At 63.2% G+C, this 15,208-nt stretch carries 13 protein-coding genes; 11 read left to right on the top strand and 2 right to left on the bottom strand.

Annotation, left to right across the window (positions count from 1 at the left end; translation table 11 throughout):
* Positions 1 to 19: 19 nt before the first annotated feature.
* From LZA78_RS09320 to LZA78_RS09300, 5 genes are all read left to right on the top strand, one after another.
* Positions 20 to 562, top strand: a complete 543-nt coding sequence (locus LZA78_RS09320) for a c-type cytochrome (protein WP_233676662.1) — start codon at positions 20 to 22, stop codon at positions 560 to 562.
* 135 nt (positions 563 to 697) lie between these two features.
* Entirely contained in the window at positions 698 to 2,587 is a 1,890-nt protein-coding gene (locus LZA78_RS09315) for an extracellular solute-binding protein (protein ID WP_438811066.1), read from the top strand.
* Between the two features lie 27 nt (positions 2,588 to 2,614).
* Entirely contained in the window at positions 2,615 to 3,769 is a 1,155-nt protein-coding gene (locus LZA78_RS09310) for a microcin C ABC transporter permease YejB (protein WP_233676661.1), read from the top strand.
* Complete coding sequence (locus LZA78_RS09305) at positions 3,769 to 4,875, top strand: ABC transporter permease (RefSeq protein WP_233676660.1); 1,107 nt, start codon at positions 3,769 to 3,771, stop codon at positions 4,873 to 4,875. The genes LZA78_RS09310 and LZA78_RS09305 overlap by 1 nt, the downstream gene beginning before the upstream one ends.
* Positions 4,872 to 6,464 carry an ABC transporter ATP-binding protein gene (locus tag LZA78_RS09300; protein ID WP_233676659.1) on the top strand — a complete coding sequence of 531 codons (1,593 nt, stop codon included), beginning with the start codon at positions 4,872 to 4,874 and terminating at the stop codon, positions 6,462 to 6,464. Before LZA78_RS09305 ends, LZA78_RS09300 begins: the two co-directional genes overlap by 4 nt.
* Before the next feature lie 51 nt (positions 6,465 to 6,515).
* On the opposite strand, the gene hemN is transcribed toward LZA78_RS09300, so the two are convergent.
* On the bottom strand, positions 6,516 to 7,871 hold the full coding sequence (gene hemN, locus LZA78_RS09295) for an oxygen-independent coproporphyrinogen III oxidase (RefSeq protein ID WP_233676658.1): 1,356 nt from the start codon (positions 7,869 to 7,871) through the stop codon (positions 6,516 to 6,518).
* 58 nt (positions 7,872 to 7,929) lie between these two features.
* Between hemN and fnrL the strand changes: the two genes are divergently transcribed.
* Positions 7,930 to 8,676 (top strand): transcriptional regulator FnrL, encoded by a 747-nt coding sequence (gene fnrL, locus LZA78_RS09290; protein ID WP_233676657.1) that lies wholly within the window; start codon positions 7,930 to 7,932, stop codon positions 8,674 to 8,676.
* Positions 8,677 to 8,748: 72 nt separating this feature from the next.
* Here fnrL and LZA78_RS09285 read toward each other — a convergent pair whose 3' ends face one another.
* Positions 8,749 to 9,588, bottom strand: a complete 840-nt coding sequence (locus LZA78_RS09285; protein WP_233676656.1) for a universal stress protein — start codon at positions 9,586 to 9,588, stop codon at positions 8,749 to 8,751.
* Between the two features lie 357 nt (positions 9,589 to 9,945).
* Here LZA78_RS09285 and ccoN point away from each other — a divergent pair, with 357 nt between their 5' ends.
* From ccoN to ccoG, 5 genes are all read left to right on the top strand, one after another.
* Positions 9,946 to 11,544 (top strand): cytochrome-c oxidase, cbb3-type subunit I, encoded by a 1,599-nt coding sequence (gene ccoN, locus LZA78_RS09280; protein ID WP_233676655.1) that lies wholly within the window; start codon positions 9,946 to 9,948, stop codon positions 11,542 to 11,544.
* 12 nt (positions 11,545 to 11,556) lie between these two features.
* A complete protein-coding gene (gene ccoO, locus LZA78_RS09275) occupies positions 11,557 to 12,300 on the top strand; it encodes a cytochrome-c oxidase, cbb3-type subunit II (RefSeq protein ID WP_233676654.1) in 744 nt (247 codons plus the stop codon).
* An 11-nt stretch (positions 12,301 to 12,311) separates the two neighbouring features.
* The gene (locus LZA78_RS09270; protein WP_233676653.1) at positions 12,312 to 12,527 is read left to right on the top strand and encodes a cbb3-type cytochrome oxidase subunit 3; all 216 of its coding nucleotides are present in this window, start codon (positions 12,312 to 12,314) and stop codon (positions 12,525 to 12,527) included.
* 15 nt (positions 12,528 to 12,542) lie between these two features.
* A complete protein-coding gene (ccoP, locus tag LZA78_RS09265) occupies positions 12,543 to 13,436 on the top strand; it encodes a cytochrome-c oxidase, cbb3-type subunit III (RefSeq protein WP_233676652.1) in 894 nt (297 codons plus the stop codon).
* A 293-nt stretch (positions 13,437 to 13,729) separates the two neighbouring features.
* Entirely contained in the window at positions 13,730 to 15,184 is a 1,455-nt protein-coding gene (gene ccoG, locus LZA78_RS09260; RefSeq protein ID WP_233676651.1) for a cytochrome c oxidase accessory protein CcoG, read from the top strand.
* The last annotated feature ends 24 nt before the right edge of the window (positions 15,185 to 15,208 follow it).

Below are 15,208 nucleotides of genomic sequence, written 5' to 3'. Positions count from 1 at the left end.
GCCATATCAGGGAAGAGCTATGTTCAATACCATGAATTTCCTCAAGGCAGCGGGCGCTCTGCTGGGCGCATTCCTGTTCTTCCTCGTCGCCAACACGGCATCGAACGCGCTCTTCACCATCGGCGACACCGCCCATGGCGAAGCGGAAGGCGAGCACGCCGAATTCGCGATGATGACGGCGGCTCCGGGCGGTCTGCTCGACGCGGGCGGCGGTGAAGAAGCTGCGGCCGAGGAAGAGGTTGTCGTCGCGCTAGACGGCGGCGATGCGGCCAAGGGCGAGAAGGTCTTTGGCAAGTGCAAGGCCTGCCACAAGGTAGATGGCACCAACGGCACCGGCCCGCACCTCGATGGCGTTGTCGATCGCGCTGTCGCCGGCGTCGAGGGCTTTGGCTACTCGGACGCGATGGTTGCCCACGGTGGCACCTGGACGCTCGAGGCGCTCGACGCCTGGCTGGCCAAGCCGAAAGACTACATCCCGGGCAACAAGATGTCCTTCGCGGGCCTGCCCAAGGCCGAGGACCGCGCCGACCTGATCGCCTACCTGCGCTCGCTCGGCGGCTGATCCGCGATCACCGTGCTGAATTCGAAGGCCGCGCCGAAAGGTGCGGCCTTTTCCTTTCATCTCACGCAGTTGCAACTTGCGCCCGCACGCGAGGCGCTTTTAGCTAGCCGCAAGCGTTTGGAAAGGGAGGCCCGGATGGCGAGGAAGCAGGCGGTGGCAGTGGCGGTTCAGGACCGGCGGCCGGGGCTGATGGTCGGGGCGGCGGTTCTGGGGGCGGCGCTGTGGATGGCTTTCACCGGCCTTGCGCGGGCCGAGGAAACCACCGTGGCCAGCGCGATCTCGACCCTGGGCGATCTGAAATACGGCCCCGATTTCACGCATCTGGACTATGTGAACCCGGATGCGCCGAAGGGCGGCGAGATCTCGGAATGGACCGCGGGCGGGTTCGACAATTTCAATCCCTACACGCTTGAGGGCCGCGCCGCCGCGCTGTCCTCGGCGCCGCATGAATCGATGCTGACGGGCACGTCTGACACGGTCGGCGAGGCCTATTGCCTGCTCTGCGAGAGCTTCGAATATCCGGCCTCGAAGGACTGGGTGATCTTTACCCTGCGCGAGGGGGTGCGGTTCTCCGACGGTACGCCGATGACGGCCGAGGATGTGCTGTTCTCCTACGAGATCTTCCGCGACAAGGGGCTGTCGTCCTTCCGTGCCGTGGTCTCGCAGCAGATCGCCTCGGCCGAGGTGCTGGACGCGCGCCGCATCAAGTTCACCTTCACCCCCGACTATCCGCGCCGCGATATCATCCAGGCGGCGGGCGGGCTGCCGGTGCTGTCCAAGGCGCAGTTCGAGCGCGACGGGCTGGATCTGGAAAAGGCCTCGGACAAGGTGCTGATGGGCTCGGGGCCCTATATGTTCGACAGCGCCAAGGATGGACGCACGGTGGTCTGGAAGCGCAACCCCGACTACTGGGGCGAGGATCTGCCGATCAACCGGGGCCGCAGCAATTTCGACCGTATCCGGGTGGAGTATTACGGCGACTATCAGGCCGCGTTCGAGGGCTTCAAGGCGGGCTCCTACACCTTCCGCAACGAGGCCAGCTCGATCATCTGGGCGACGGCCTATGATTTCCCGGCCTTCAACTCGGGTCAGGTGGTGAAGGCCGAGCTGCCCTCGGGCGATATTGCCTCGGGACAGGCTTTCGCGATCAATCTACGGCGCGAGAAGTTTCAGGATATCCGCGTGCGCGAGGCGCTTGGGCTGATGTTCAACTTCGAATGGTCGAACGAGACGCTGTTCTACAGCCTCTATGACCGGGTGAATTCCGTCTGGGAAAACTCGGAACTGGCGGCGACGGGGGTGCCCTCGGCCGAGGAGCTGGCGATTTTGGAGCCGGTGGCGGCCGATCTGCCTGCGGGTATCCTGACCGAAGAGGCGGTGATGGCGCCGGTTTCGGGCACGCGCCAGCTGGACCGGGGCAACCTGCGCAAGGCAGCCGCGCTGCTTGATGACGCGGGCTGGCCCGTGGGCAACGACGGCGTGCGCCGCAATGCGCGTGGCGAGACGCTGCGGGTTGAGATCCTGAATGACAGCCAGACCTTCGACCGGGTCATCAACCCCTATGTCGAGAACCTGCGCGCGCTTGGCGTCGATGCCACCATGTCGCGGGTCGATGACGCGCAATATGAAAACCGCCGCCGCAGCCATGACTACGACATGATCACCGCGCAGCTCGGGCAGGACTACATCCCCGGCGCCGATCTTCAGCAGTATTTCGGCTCGAACTCGACCGATGACGTGTTCAACGCGATGGGGCTGGCCAATCCGGCCATCGACAAGCTGATCCGCCTTGTCGAGGAGGCCCATACCAAGGACGAGCTAACGCCGCGCGTTCATGCGCTGGACCGCGCCCTGCGCGCCCTGCGTTTCTGGGTGCCGCAATGGTACAAGGGCAGCCATACGGTCGCCTATTTCGACATGTTCGAGCACCCCGAAACCCTGCCTCCCTACGCTCTGGGCGAGTTGGACTTCTGGTGGTATAACGCCGAAAAAGCCGAGAAACTGAAAGCCGCCGGCGCGTTCTGAGCGGAAGAATAATAAAGGCAGGCAGGTATGGGCGCCTATATCCTCAGGCGGTTGCTTCTGGTGATTCCGACGCTGTTCGGGATCATGCTGATCAACTTCACGCTGACCCAGTTCGTTCCCGGCGGGCCGATCGAACAGATCATCGCCCGTGTTGAGGGCGAGGCGGATTCGCTGCGCAACATCTCGGGCGGGGGCGATGCGGGGGCCACGCAGGGCGGCGTCGAGGATAGCGGCTATCAGGGCGCGCGCGGTATCTCGCCCGAGTTGCTCGCGCAGCTTGAGGTGCAGATGGGCTTTTCACGCATCGTCTGCGACGAGGGATTCACCGGCACGCCCGATCTGAAAGACCCCGCCTGCCGGAAAGAGCCGATCCCGGCCTGGAAACGCTTTTTCTACATGATGGGCGACTACCTGCGCTTTGACTTCGGCAAGAGCTTCTTCCACTCGCAAACCGTGGTGGAGCTGGTGCTCGACAAGATGCCGGTGTCGATAACACTGGGGCTGTGGTCCACCATCCTCGCCTATCTGATCTCGATCCCGCTTGGCATCCGCAAGGCGGTCAAGGACGGCACGCCTTTCGATACCTGGACGTCGGGGGCGATCATCATCGGCTACGCGATCCCCGGCTTCCTGTTCGCGGTCATGCTGATGGTGCTGTTCGCGGGCGGCTCGTACTGGAAGATATTCCCGCTGCGCGGACTGACCTCTGACAACTTCGACCAGCTGAGCATGATGGGCAAGGCGCTGGACTACCTGTGGCACATCGCCCTGCCGGTGATCGCCACGACCATCTCCAGCTTTGCCACGATGACCCTGCTGACCAAGAACTCGTTTCTGGATGAGATCAACAAGCAATATGTCATGACTGCCCGCGCCAAGGGCTTGGCTGAGCGCAAGGTGCTTTACGGCCATGTCTTCCGCAACGCCATGCTGATTGTCATCGCAGGCTTTCCGGCCACCTTCCTTGGCGTGTTCTTCGGCGCCTCGATCATCGTCGAGACGATCTTCTCGCTCGACGGTCTGGGGCTTCTGGGCTTCCAGGCGGCGGTTGAGCGGAACTATCCGGTCATCTTCGGCACGCTTTACGTCTTTGGCCTGATCTCGCTGGTCGTCGGCATCCTGTCTGATCTGATGTATGTCTTCGTCGATCCCCGGATCGACTTCGAGCGGAGGGCTGGCTGATGGCTTTGTCACCGCTCAACGCGCGCCGCTGGCGCAATTTCAAGGCCAACCGCCGCGCCTTCTGGTCGCTGTGGCTGTTTCTGGCGCTCTTCGTGCTGTCGCTCTTCGCCGAGGTGATCGCGAACGACAAGCCGATCCTCGTGCGCTACCGGGGCGAGTTCTTCGTGCCCGCCTATCGCTTCTACCCCGAGACGGCCTTTGGCGGCGATTTCCGCACCGAGGCGATCTACCGCGACGAGGCGGTGCAATGCCTGATCGTCACCGGCGGGCGCGAGGAATGCTGGGACGACCCCGACACCTATATGGACGAGGCCCGCACCAAGGGCACGGTCGAGGGCGAGCCGATCGAGAAGGGCTGGATGATCTGGCCGCCGATCCCCTATCACTACCGCACCATCAACAACGTGGGCACCGCGCCCTCGGCGCCGGATGGCAAGCACTGGCTGGGCACGGACGACACCGCGCGCGATGTGATGGCCCGCGTGATCTACGGCTTCCGCACCTCGATCCTGTTCACGCTGATCGTGACCTCGGTTGCCTCGGTCGTGGGTATCTCGGCGGGTGCGGTGCAGGGCTATTTCGGCGGGCGGGTCGATCTGGTCTTCCAGCGCCTGCTCGAGATCTGGGGCTCGACCCCCTCGCTTTACGTTATCATCATCCTCTTCGCGATCTTGGGGAGAAGTTTCTGGCTGCTGGTCTTCGTGGCGATCCTGTTCGGCTGGCCCGCCCTGACCGGCGTCGTGCGGGCCGAGTTCCTGCGGGCGCGCAATTTTGAGTATGTCCGCGCGGCGCGGGCGCTTGGCGTGTCGGACCGGGTGATCATGTTCCGTCACATCCTGCCCAACGCGATGGTCGCCACGCTGACGATGCTGCCCTTCGTCATCACCGGCACGATCTCGATGCTCGCCTCGCTCGACTACCTCGGCTATGGCCTGCCCAGTTCAGCGCCCTCTCTGGGGGAGCTTGCGTTGCAGGGCAAGCAACACCTTCAGGCGCCCTGGCTGGCTTTTTCGGCCTTCTTCACCTTCGCGATGATGCTCTCGCTTCTGGTCTTCATCTTCGAAGGCGTGCGCGATGCCTTCGACCCGAGAAAGGTCTTCAAATGAGCACCGTTCTCAAGGTCGATAACCTGCGCGTCTCGTTCCGTCAGGACGGCAAGATCATCCCGGCGGTCAAGGGTGTCTCCTTCACCGTCGAGAAGGGCGAAACCGTTGCATTGGTGGGGGAATCCGGTTCGGGCAAGTCGGTGACGGCGCTGTCCACGGTCGCGCTGCTTGGCTCGAACGCCGAGCTGTCGGGCTCGGTTCAATACGAGGGCGCCGAGATGATCGGCGCGCCCGAGGCCAAGTTGCGCGAGGTGCGCGGCAATGACATCAGCTTCATCTTTCAGGAGCCGATGACCTCGCTCAACCCACTGCATACGCTCGAAAAGCAGATCGGCGAGAGCCTTGCGCTGCATCAGGGCATCACCGGCGATTCGGCGCGGGCGCGGGTTATTGAACTGCTGGAAAAGGTCGGCATCCAGAACCCTGAAAGCCGCTTGCAGGATTATCCGCACCAGCTTTCAGGCGGGCAGCGCCAGCGCGTGATGATCGCCATGGCGCTGGCGAACGGCCCCGAACTGCTGATCGCGGACGAACCCACGACTGCGCTCGACGTAACCATTCAGGCGCAGATCCTCGAGTTGCTGGCCGAGCTGAAACGGGCCGAGGGCATGAGCCTTCTGTTCATCAGCCATGATCTGAACGTCGTGCGCCGGATCGCCGACAAGGTCTGCGTCATGCAGATGGGCGAGATTGTCGAGCAGGGGCGGACCGAAGAGATCTTCGCCAATCCGCAGCACCCCTATACCCGCAAACTGCTGGCGGCCGAGCCAAAGGGTCTGGCCGATCCCGTGCCCGAGGGGGCCGAGGAACTGGTGCGGACCGAGCATCTCAAGGTCTGGTTTCCGATCCAGCGCGGGCTTTTGCGCCGCACCATCGGCCATGTGAAGGCAGTCAACGACGCCTCGCTCAGCGTGCGCGCGGGCGAGACGCTGGGGATCGTGGGTGAATCCGGTTCGGGCAAGACGACGCTGGCGCTGGCCATCATGCGTCTGATCGCGAGCGAAGGGCCGATCGTTTATGCCGGGCAGAACATCGCCGACTGGGAGGCGCGGCAGCTGCGGCGACTGCGCCGCGACATGCAGATCGTCTTTCAGGACCCGTTCGGCAGCCTCAGCCCGCGCATGACGGTAGAGCAGATCATCGGCGAGGGTCTGACCGTCCATGGCGTCGATCCGGGTCGCAACCGGCGCGACATGGTGGCCGAGATCATGACTGAGGTCGGGCTCGATCCCGGTTCGATGACGCGCTACCCGCATGAATTCTCGGGCGGTCAGCGCCAGCGCATCGCCATTGCCCGCGCCATGATCCTGCGCCCGCGTCTGGTGGTGCTGGATGAGCCCACATCTGCGCTCGACATGACCGTGCAGGTGCAGATCGTTGACCTGTTGCGCGATCTGCAACGCCGCCACGGGCTTGGCTATCTGTTCATCAGCCACGATCTGCGCGTGGTGCGCGCGCTTGCGCACAAGGTCATGGTGATGAAGCGCGGCGATGTGGTCGAGGCCGGTCCCGCCGCCGAGATCTTCGCGCGCCCGCAGACCGATTATACGCGCGAGCTGATCACCGCGGCCCTGGGCGAGCGCGTCTGAGCAAGAAAAAAGCCCCGCCGTGAGGCGGGGCAGGTCAGCCTTTCGAATGAATCAGATCGCCGAGCTATGACCGGCCTTCGACAGCTCGTAGGCGTCGAAGTGCTGGGCGATCATGCGGGTCAGCGGGCGTCCCTTCTCGGGGATTTCCAGACCCTCGGTGGTCACGCGCACCATGTCCTCGAACTTGGCGGCGCAGCTGGCGAACATCTCGGCCAGTTTCACCGGGTCGGCGCGATAGTCGCGCACCAGTTCCTGAGCCGAGACCTTAAAGTCGCACATCAAAGCCTCGATCAGCCGCGAGCGCATCTTGTCGTCCTCAGTGAAGACATGCCCGCGCGCGGTCGAGAAGCGCCCTTCGCGGATCGCGCCGGTATGCGCGCCCGTTGCCGAGGCGTTCTGCGCGAAACCCTGCGGGAAGCGCGAGATCGAGCTTGCGCCCATGCCCACCAGCGCCTCGGCCAGATCGTCGGTATAGCCCTGGAAGTTGCGACGCAGCTTGCCCGCCTTGAGCGCCTTCGACAGCCCGTCGGTCGGCAGGGCGAAGTGGTCGATGCCGATCTCGTCATAGCCATCCGCCACGAAGAGGCGCCGCGCGGTCTCGAACAGCGTCAGGCGTTCCTGCGGTGTCGGCAGGTGATCCGAGGGGATCATGTTCTGCCGCCGCGCCATCCACGGCACATGGGCATAGCCGTAAAGCGCCACGCGGTCGGGGCCAAGCGAGAGCAGTTTCTGCACCGAATCCGAGATCTTCGCCGGGGTCTGGTGCGGCAGGCCGTAGAGGATGTCAGCGTTGAGGCTTTGCACGCCACGTTCGCGGATCATCTCGACCGCGCGGCGGGTGATTTCATAGCTCTGGTCGCGGCCGATCACCTGCTGGATCTGCTCGTCGAAGTCCTGCACCCCGATCGAGGCGCGGTTCAGCCCGCTTTCGGCCAGCGCATCCATGCGCGAATCGTCGATCTCGTTCGGGTCGATCTCGACCGAGAATTCGGCGCCTTCGCCCATCGGCACCGCCTCGAACACGGCGGCAGCGACGCGTCGCATCATGTCGGCCGGCATCAGCGTCGGCGTGCCGCCACCCCAATGCAGGCGCGACAGCGTCACGCCCGGCGCAAGGCGGCTCTTGAGCATTTTCAGCTCGGTCAGCAGGGTTTCCGAATAGATCCGCACCGGATCGTCGCTTTGCGTCCCCTGCGTCCGGCAGGCGCAAAACCAGCACAGCCGGCGGCAGAAGGGGACGTGCATGTAAAGCGAGATGGAGGCGCCGGCCGGGATGGCCTCGATCCATTGCTCGAAGTGCGACGGCCCCACATCGGTCGAAAAGTGAGGGGCGGTCGGATAGCTTGTATAGCGGGGCACCCGTGCGTCGAATAGCCCGAGCCGGGTGAGTTGCGATTCCTGTTCCATGCGCGTATCGTTACCGACAAGACGCGCAACAGAAATTGACCCAAATCAAGTGACACAGATGGCACACGACGACGTGTATCCGGTCTCCCTTGCCTGCGGAGACTGTCCGATTCGCCACCGCGCCGTTTGTGCAAGGTGCGAGTCGGATGAGCTAGAAGAGCTCGAATCAATCAAATACTACCGCAGCTTCGAGGCCGGGCAGACCGTCATCTGGGCGGGCGACAAGATGGATTTCGTGGCCTCGGTGGTGACGGGTATCGCCACGCTGACCCAGACGCTTGAAGACGGGCGCACGCAGATGGTGGGTCTTTTGCTGCCGTCGGATTTCGTCGGTCGTCCGGGGCGCGAGAGCGCGGCCTACAACGTGACCGCCACCACCGATATCCTGATGTGCTGCTTCCGCCGCAAGCCCTTCGAAGAGATGATGGAGCGCACGCCCCATATCGCGCAACGCCTGTTGCAGATGACGCTCGACGAACTTGACGCGGCGCGGGAATGGATGCTGCTTCTGGGGCGTAAGACCGCGCGGGAAAAGATCGCCTCGCTTCTGTCGATCGTGGCGCGCCGCGATGCCTCGATCAAGCTGCGCCATCCGCAGGGCCGCATGACCTTCGACCTGCCGCTAACGCGCGAGGCGATGGCGGATTATTTGGGCCTGACGCTCGAGACCGTCTCGCGGCAGATGTCCGCGCTCAAGCGCGACGGGGTGATCGAGCTGGAAGGCAAGCGCCATGTGACCGTGCCCGATATGGATCGCCTGCTGCTTGAGGCGGGCGATGATAACGACGGCGGCTTCCTGGTCTGACCGCGGCATGTCGGGAAATAAACGGCGCCCCGCAGGGCGCCGTTTTGTTTTTCGAGTGGTCTGTCGGTCGTTTCAGTGCGCCATCAGAACCGGCACCTCTGCCAGTTCTAGCATGTTGCGCGTCGCGCCGCCCAAGATCGCCTCGCGGAAGCGCGAGTGGCCATAGGCGCCCATGATGATCATATCGGCATTGGTGTCGCGCACGTGGCGGTTGAGCACGTCCGAGATGCGCGGCATGGTCTTGGCCAGAACCGAGACCTCGGCATGAACGCCATGACGCGCGAGCATCTGGCTGAGCTGGCCGCCGGGGTCCGAGCGTTCCGGGCCATGGGCGGGCGGGTCTATCACGGTGATATCGACCAGCTTCGCGGCCTTCAAAGCGGGCAGCGCCTTGCGCACCGCGCTCATGGCCTCGTTCGACTGGTTCCAGGCGACGACGACGCGCGCCGCAGCGGCTGCGCCCGTGTAGCCATCGGGCACGATCAGAACGGGAACCTGCCCTTCGAACAGGGCGGCCTCGACGATAGCCTCAAGCTCTTGCCCGCGGCCCTTGCCATAGGGCTGCCCCATGACCACGAGATCGGCAAAGCGGGCGCGCAGCCCGACAACCGTGGCGATGGCTCCGATTTGCACGACAAGCGTGTCCGCGCCCCAGCGGATGTCCTCGGCCCCCAGACGCGCCTTGACGGCGGCCTCGACCTCGCGTGCGTCTTTCTGGGCGCGGTCAAGCACCTCTTGCTGCACGAAGGCTGTGGCCCCGGCGTAGTAATAGCCCGTCTGGGTGCGATCGACGCCAAGGCAGAGCACATCTAGATGCGCGTCCTGCCGCCGGGCGACCGCGATTGCAGTCTCAAGCTGCGATCCAGCCGCAGCGGGATCGGTGACGATGGTCAGAATGGATTTGTACGACATGGTATCCTCCGCGCGTATCTCCCTGAGGAACGCTAGGCTTCAAACCGGTCGAAGACCTTGACCCGGATCAAGTCATCCCCCCGAGAGGGCAGGAAAAATTTCGCATCCGCCATGCAACTTTTGCGAGCGATCCTTTCGCGCGTCAGGCATATTGGGTGCGGAACAGGGGCGTTCAATGCAGTCGCGGCGCATTTTCTCGCACCTGCGGCGAAACAACACACCCCGCTCCGAGGGATTTGATGCAGATCAATGCATCGGGCATACCCTGAGACCACAAGGGCTACAGTCATGAATTCCCTGCCCGAAGACCGACTCGGGCCGGGGCAGGGAAACAGACAAGACGAAGGGACGCACAACATGTGGGATTATTTCAAGCTGATCGCGCTTGGCCTCGTGGCGGTACTTGCCGCCATCGCGGCCAATTACGCGCGCGATCTTGCCTATATGGTGAACGCGATCGAGGTCATGCTGGCCGCGGCAATCGCATTCATCTGGGTGCTTCGCACCATGGGGTCGGCTTCGGCCCCGCAAAACGAATACTTTGACGACGTCGTTCGCGCGGGTGTCATCGCAACCGCCTTCTGGGGGGTCGTGGGCTTTCTGGTCGCGGTCATCATCGCGTTTCAGCTTGCCTACCCGGCGCTCAACTTCGAGTGGGCCCAGGGTTACCTGAACTTCGGCAAGTTGCGCCCGCTGCACACCTCGGCGGTTATTTTCGCCTTCGGCGGCAACGCATTGATCGCCTCGTCGTTCTATGTCGTTCAGCGCACATCGGCGGCGCGTCTCTTCGGCGGCGGCCTCGGCTGGTTCGTGTTTTGGGGCTACAACCTGTTCATCGTGCTTGCTGCGACCGGCTACATCCTCGGCGCTACCCAGTCGAAGGAATATGCAGAGCCGGAATGGTATGTCGACCTGTGGCTGACGATCGTCTGGGTGTTCTACCTGGTCGCCTTCCTGGGCACGATCATCAAGCGCAAGGAACCCCACATCTACGTGGCGAACTGGTTCTACCTGTCGTTCATCGTGACCATCGCGATGCTGCATATCGTCAACAACCTCGCGATCCCGGTCTCGATCTTCGGTTCGAAGTCGGTGCAGGTGTTCGCCGGCGTGCAGGACGCGATGACCCAGTGGTGGTATGGCCACAACGCTGTGGGCTTCTTCCTGACCTCGGGCTTCCTGGGCATGATGTACTACTTCGTGCCGAAGCAGGCTGAACGCCCGGTCTACTCGTACAAGCTGTCGATCGTGCACTTCTGGGCGCTGATCTTCCTGTACATCTGGGCTGGCCCGCACCACCTGCACTACACCGCTCTGCCGGACTGGGCCTCGACCCTCGGCATGGTGATGTCGGTCATCCTGTGGATGCCGTCGTGGGGTGGCATGATCAACGGTCTGATGACGCTCTCGGGCGCCTGGGACAAGCTGCGCACCGACCCGGTCATCCGTATGATGGTGGTGTCGATCGGCTTCTACGGCATGTCGACCTTCGAAGGTCCGATGATGTCGATCAAGGCCGTGAACTCGCTGTCGCACTACACCGACTGGACCATCGGTCACGTCCACTCCGGCGCTCTGGGCTGGAACGGGATGATCACCTTCGGCGCGCTCTACTTCCTGGTGCCGCGTCTGTGGGCGCGTGAGCGTCTCTACTCGAACACGCTGGTCAGCTGGCACTTCTGGCTCGCCACCATCGGTATCGTTCTCTACGCATCGTCGATGTGGGTGACCGGTATCATGGAAGGCCTGATGTGGCGCGAAGTGGACAGCCAGGGCTTCCTCGTGAACGCCTTCGCCGACACCGTGGCTGCGAAGCACCCGATGTATGTCGTGCGCGCCCTTGGCGGTGTGCTCTACCTCGTCGGCTCGGTCATCATGGCCTACAACCTCTGGGCAACCGTCGCCAAGCAACCGCGTGTCGCGGCTGCCTCGGTGGCTGCTGTTCCGGCTGAATAAGGAGAGCGGCAGATGGCACTTCTTGATAAACACGGCGTCATTGAAAAGAACGCCACCCTTCTGCTGGTCTTCTCCTTCCTCGTCGTCACCGTCGGCGGCATTGTGGAGATCGCACCCCTCTTCTACCTCGAGAACACGATCGAGAAGGTGGAAGGCGTGCGTCCCTACACGCCGCTGGAGCTGACCGGGCGCGATATCTACATCCGCGAGGGCTGCTATGTCTGCCACTCGCAGATGATCCGCCCGATGCGCGACGAGGTGGAGCGCTACGGTCACTACTCGCTCGCTGCCGAGTCGATGTATGACCACCCGTTCCAGTGGGGCTCGAAGCGGACGGGGCCTGACCTCGCCCGCGTCGGCAACCGCTACTCGGATGCGTGGCACGTGGACCACCTGGTCAACCCGCAATCGGTCGTGCCGGAATCGGTGATGCCGAAATACGGGTTCCTGCTGAACCGGATGATCGAGGCGGACCACATCGGCGATCGCCTCAGCACCGATGCGCTCGTGGGTGTGCCCTACAGCTCTGACATGATCGAGAACGCCAAGGCGGATTTTGCCGCCCAAGTCGATCCCGATGGTGATTACGACGGGCTGAACGCACGCTATTCGGAGGCCTTCGGGTCGCCGGCAGTCAACGTGCGCAACTTCGACGGTCAGCCGGGCATCTCGGAAATGGATGCTCTGGTCGCCTATCTTCAAGTTCTCGGCACGATGGTCGACTTCTCGACCTTCGAACCCGTGGCAAGTCGCTAAGGAGGTAGGGGATGGACTATCATATCCTCAGGGAATTCGCCGACAGCTGGGCCATGCTTGCGCTGTTCGCGATGTTCATCGGGATCGTGTTCTGGGCGTTCCGCCCCGGTTCGCGCAAAACGCACGAGGATACGGCGAACATCCCCTTCCGGCATGATGACAAACCCGCCTGTCAGGGCGGTGGCTGCCAAGACGGCCGCTGCCATGACGACGGCGCCACGTTGTAAGGAGGCGTGGACGAAATGAGCAAAAAACCCACCAAACACCATCAGCCGGATACCACGGGTCACTCGTGGGACGGTATTGAAGAGTATAACAACCCCCTGCCGCGCTGGTGGCTGTGGAGCTTCTATGCCTGCATCATCTGGGGCATCGGTTACTCCATCGCGATGCCGGCCTGGCCGCTTCTGAACGGGGCTACCCCGGGCCTTCTGGGCTCGTCGACCCGTGCGAACGTTCAGGCTGAGATCGACCGCTACGCGGCGGCCAACAAGCCGATCGAGGAAAAGCTGGTTGCGACCGACCTGACCGCGATCGCGAACGACCCCGAACTGGCGTCCTTCACCCAGAACGCGGGTGCGGCCGTTTACCGGACCTGGTGCGCACAGTGCCACGGTGCGGGCGCAGGCGGCAACGCTGGCCTCGGCTATCCGAACCTGCTGGATTCGGACTGGCTCTGGGGCGGCTCGATCGAGGACATCTACCTCACGGTTGCCCACGGCATTCGTAACACCGAGGACGGCGATGCGCGCTATTCGCAGATGCCCGCCTTCGGTCGTGACGAGCTGCTGGACGCCACCCAGATCGCGCAGGTCGTGCAGCACGTCCGCAAGATCTCGGGGCAGGAGTATGATGCCGCACTGGAGGCCGAAGGCGCTGTCGTCTTCGCCGACAACTGCGCTTCGTGCCACATGGAAGACGGCACCGGTGACCGTGCACAGGGTGCGCCGAACCTGACCGACGCCATCTGGCTCTATGGCGGCGACGTCGACACGCTGACCTACACGGTCGCCAATGCCCGCTTCGGCGTCATGCCGTCGTGGAGCTTTGCGCCCGAGGGCGGCGAGCAGCGTCTGTCGGAAGCCGAGATTCGCGCAGTTGCGGCCTATGTCCACGGCCTCGGCGGTGGCGAATAATAATCCGGGGGGCTTCGGCCCCTCGGGTAGCACCGGCGCCCCGTCCTGTTCGCGCGTTTCCTGGGGGCGCCGGTGTCCTTATTGGGCAGGGCCTAGGCCCTGCCCAATTTCATATTCTGGATACACATTTAGCGGCGCGGCCTGATCTGTCAAAGCCTTAATCGCCCTGATCAGGCAAGCGCGACTTATTGCTGTATCGCAGATTAGCCTTTTTGACGCATGTCAAAGTCTTTTTTTCTGCTGCATAGCAGAAGAGACCCGAACACAGATTGCCTCAGCCAACGGAGAGAGTCGTGAGCTCGACCGATCAAGCCGATCCGCCCCCCCTTTACGCCGCACGCGAACCTGTTTTTCCCAAGCGTGTCAAAGGTAGTTTCCGCTCCCTGAAATGGGTGCTCATGGCGGTGATGCTGGGCATCTATTACATCACCCCGTGGATTCGGTGGGACCGTGGTCCCGCGCTGCCCGATCAGGCGGTGCTGGTTGACCTCGCGAACCGGCGCTTCTTCTTCTTCATGGTCGAAATCTGGCCGCACGAGTTCTACTTCGTCGCGGGCCTCCTGATCATGGCCGGTCTGGGGCTGTTCCTCTTTACCTCGGCCGCCGGGCGCGTCTGGTGCGGCTATGCCTGCCCTCAGACGGTCTGGACCGACCTCTTCATTCTGGTGGAACGTTGGGTCGAGGGCGACCGAAACGCCCGTATCCGCCTCTTGCGCCAGAAATGGGATGCCGAGAAGGCTCGCAAGCGGATCACCAAATGGGTCCTGTGGCTGCTGATTTCCGTCGCGACGGGCGGCGCCTGGGTCTTCTACTTCACCGATGCGCCTGAACTGCTGAAAAACCTTTTTGTCGGCGCGGCGCATCCGGTCGCCTACACCACCATCGCCGTGATGACCGCGACGACCTTCGCCTTCGGTGGCTTCGCGCGCGAACAGATCTGTATCTACGCCTGCCCCTGGCCGCGTATCCAGGCCGCGATGATGGACGAAGACACGCTGGTCATCGCCTATCGCGAATGGCGCGGCGAGCCGCGTGGCAAGCTGCACAAGGGCGTCACGCCCGAGGGGCAGGGCGACTGCATCGACTGTAACGCCTGCTTCGCGGTCTGCCCGATGGGCATCGACATCCGCAACGGCCAGCAGCTGGAATGCATCACCTGCGGCCTGTGCATCGACGCCTGCAACGAGATGATGGACAAGATCGGCAAGCCGCGCGGCCTGATCTCGTATATGGCGCTCAAGGACGAGGCGATGGAGCGCGCCGGTGGCCATCCGAAGAACGTCTGGAAGCACATCTTCCGTCCGCGTACGCTGCTTTACTTCACCCTCTGGGCCGGCATTGGTGTCGCGCTGGTCGTGGCGCTTTTCATGCGCTCGCCCATCGACTTCAACCTGACCCCGAACCGCGACCCGCTTTACGTGATCCAGGGCGACGGCTCGGTGCGCAACATCTACACGATGCGCCTGCGCAACAAGGCCGGGGATGAGACCACCTTCCGCATCACCGTTACGGGCGAGCATGGCGAGCCGCGTACCGACCTGCACCTGTTGCTTGAAGGCGCCGAGGGCAACGAAATCTCGGCCCCTGCGGATGAGACGCTGACCCAACGTGTCTATATCGAGGCACCGGCAGACTCTCGCCCCGCTCTGGCGGACCGCACCGAGTTGCGTGTATGGGTGGAAGAGGTCGGCGCACCGGCCCGTGCGGCGGTGGACACCGTCTTCAACGGCACCGGCAAGCGCGACTAACGGATCACTTGGGAGCAAGTTTTC

The organism is Rhodobacter flavimaris (genome assembly GCF_021378075.1).
GTDB classification, from domain to species: Bacteria; Pseudomonadota; Alphaproteobacteria; order Rhodobacterales; family Rhodobacteraceae; genus Rhodobacter; species Rhodobacter flavimaris.
The sequence above is the reverse complement of the archived record's forward strand: the minus strand, read 5'-3'. Positions and strand labels throughout refer to the sequence as shown.

Coding starts and splice junctions, on each gene's coding strand:
- LZA78_RS09320 (WP_233676662.1), top strand. CDS start 20: ATGTTCAATACCATGAATTTCCTCAAGGCAGCGGGCGCTCTGCTGGGC.
- LZA78_RS09315 (WP_438811066.1), top strand. CDS start 698: ATGGCGAGGAAGCAGGCGGTGGCAGTGGCGGTTCAGGACCGGCGGCCG.
- LZA78_RS09310 (WP_233676661.1), top strand. CDS start 2,615: ATGGGCGCCTATATCCTCAGGCGGTTGCTTCTGGTGATTCCGACGCTG.
- LZA78_RS09305 (WP_233676660.1), top strand. CDS start 3,769: ATGGCTTTGTCACCGCTCAACGCGCGCCGCTGGCGCAATTTCAAGGCC.
- LZA78_RS09300 (WP_233676659.1), top strand. CDS start 4,872: ATGAGCACCGTTCTCAAGGTCGATAACCTGCGCGTCTCGTTCCGTCAG.
- hemN (WP_233676658.1), bottom strand. CDS start 7,871: ATGGAACAGGAATCGCAACTCACCCGGCTCGGGCTATTCGACGCACGG.
- fnrL (WP_233676657.1), top strand. CDS start 7,930: ATGGCACACGACGACGTGTATCCGGTCTCCCTTGCCTGCGGAGACTGT.
- LZA78_RS09285 (WP_233676656.1), bottom strand. CDS start 9,588: ATGTCGTACAAATCCATTCTGACCATCGTCACCGATCCCGCTGCGGCT.
- ccoN (WP_233676655.1), top strand. CDS start 9,946: ATGTGGGATTATTTCAAGCTGATCGCGCTTGGCCTCGTGGCGGTACTT.
- ccoO (WP_233676654.1), top strand. CDS start 11,557: ATGGCACTTCTTGATAAACACGGCGTCATTGAAAAGAACGCCACCCTT.
- LZA78_RS09270 (WP_233676653.1), top strand. CDS start 12,312: ATGGACTATCATATCCTCAGGGAATTCGCCGACAGCTGGGCCATGCTT.
- ccoP (WP_233676652.1), top strand. CDS start 12,543: ATGAGCAAAAAACCCACCAAACACCATCAGCCGGATACCACGGGTCAC.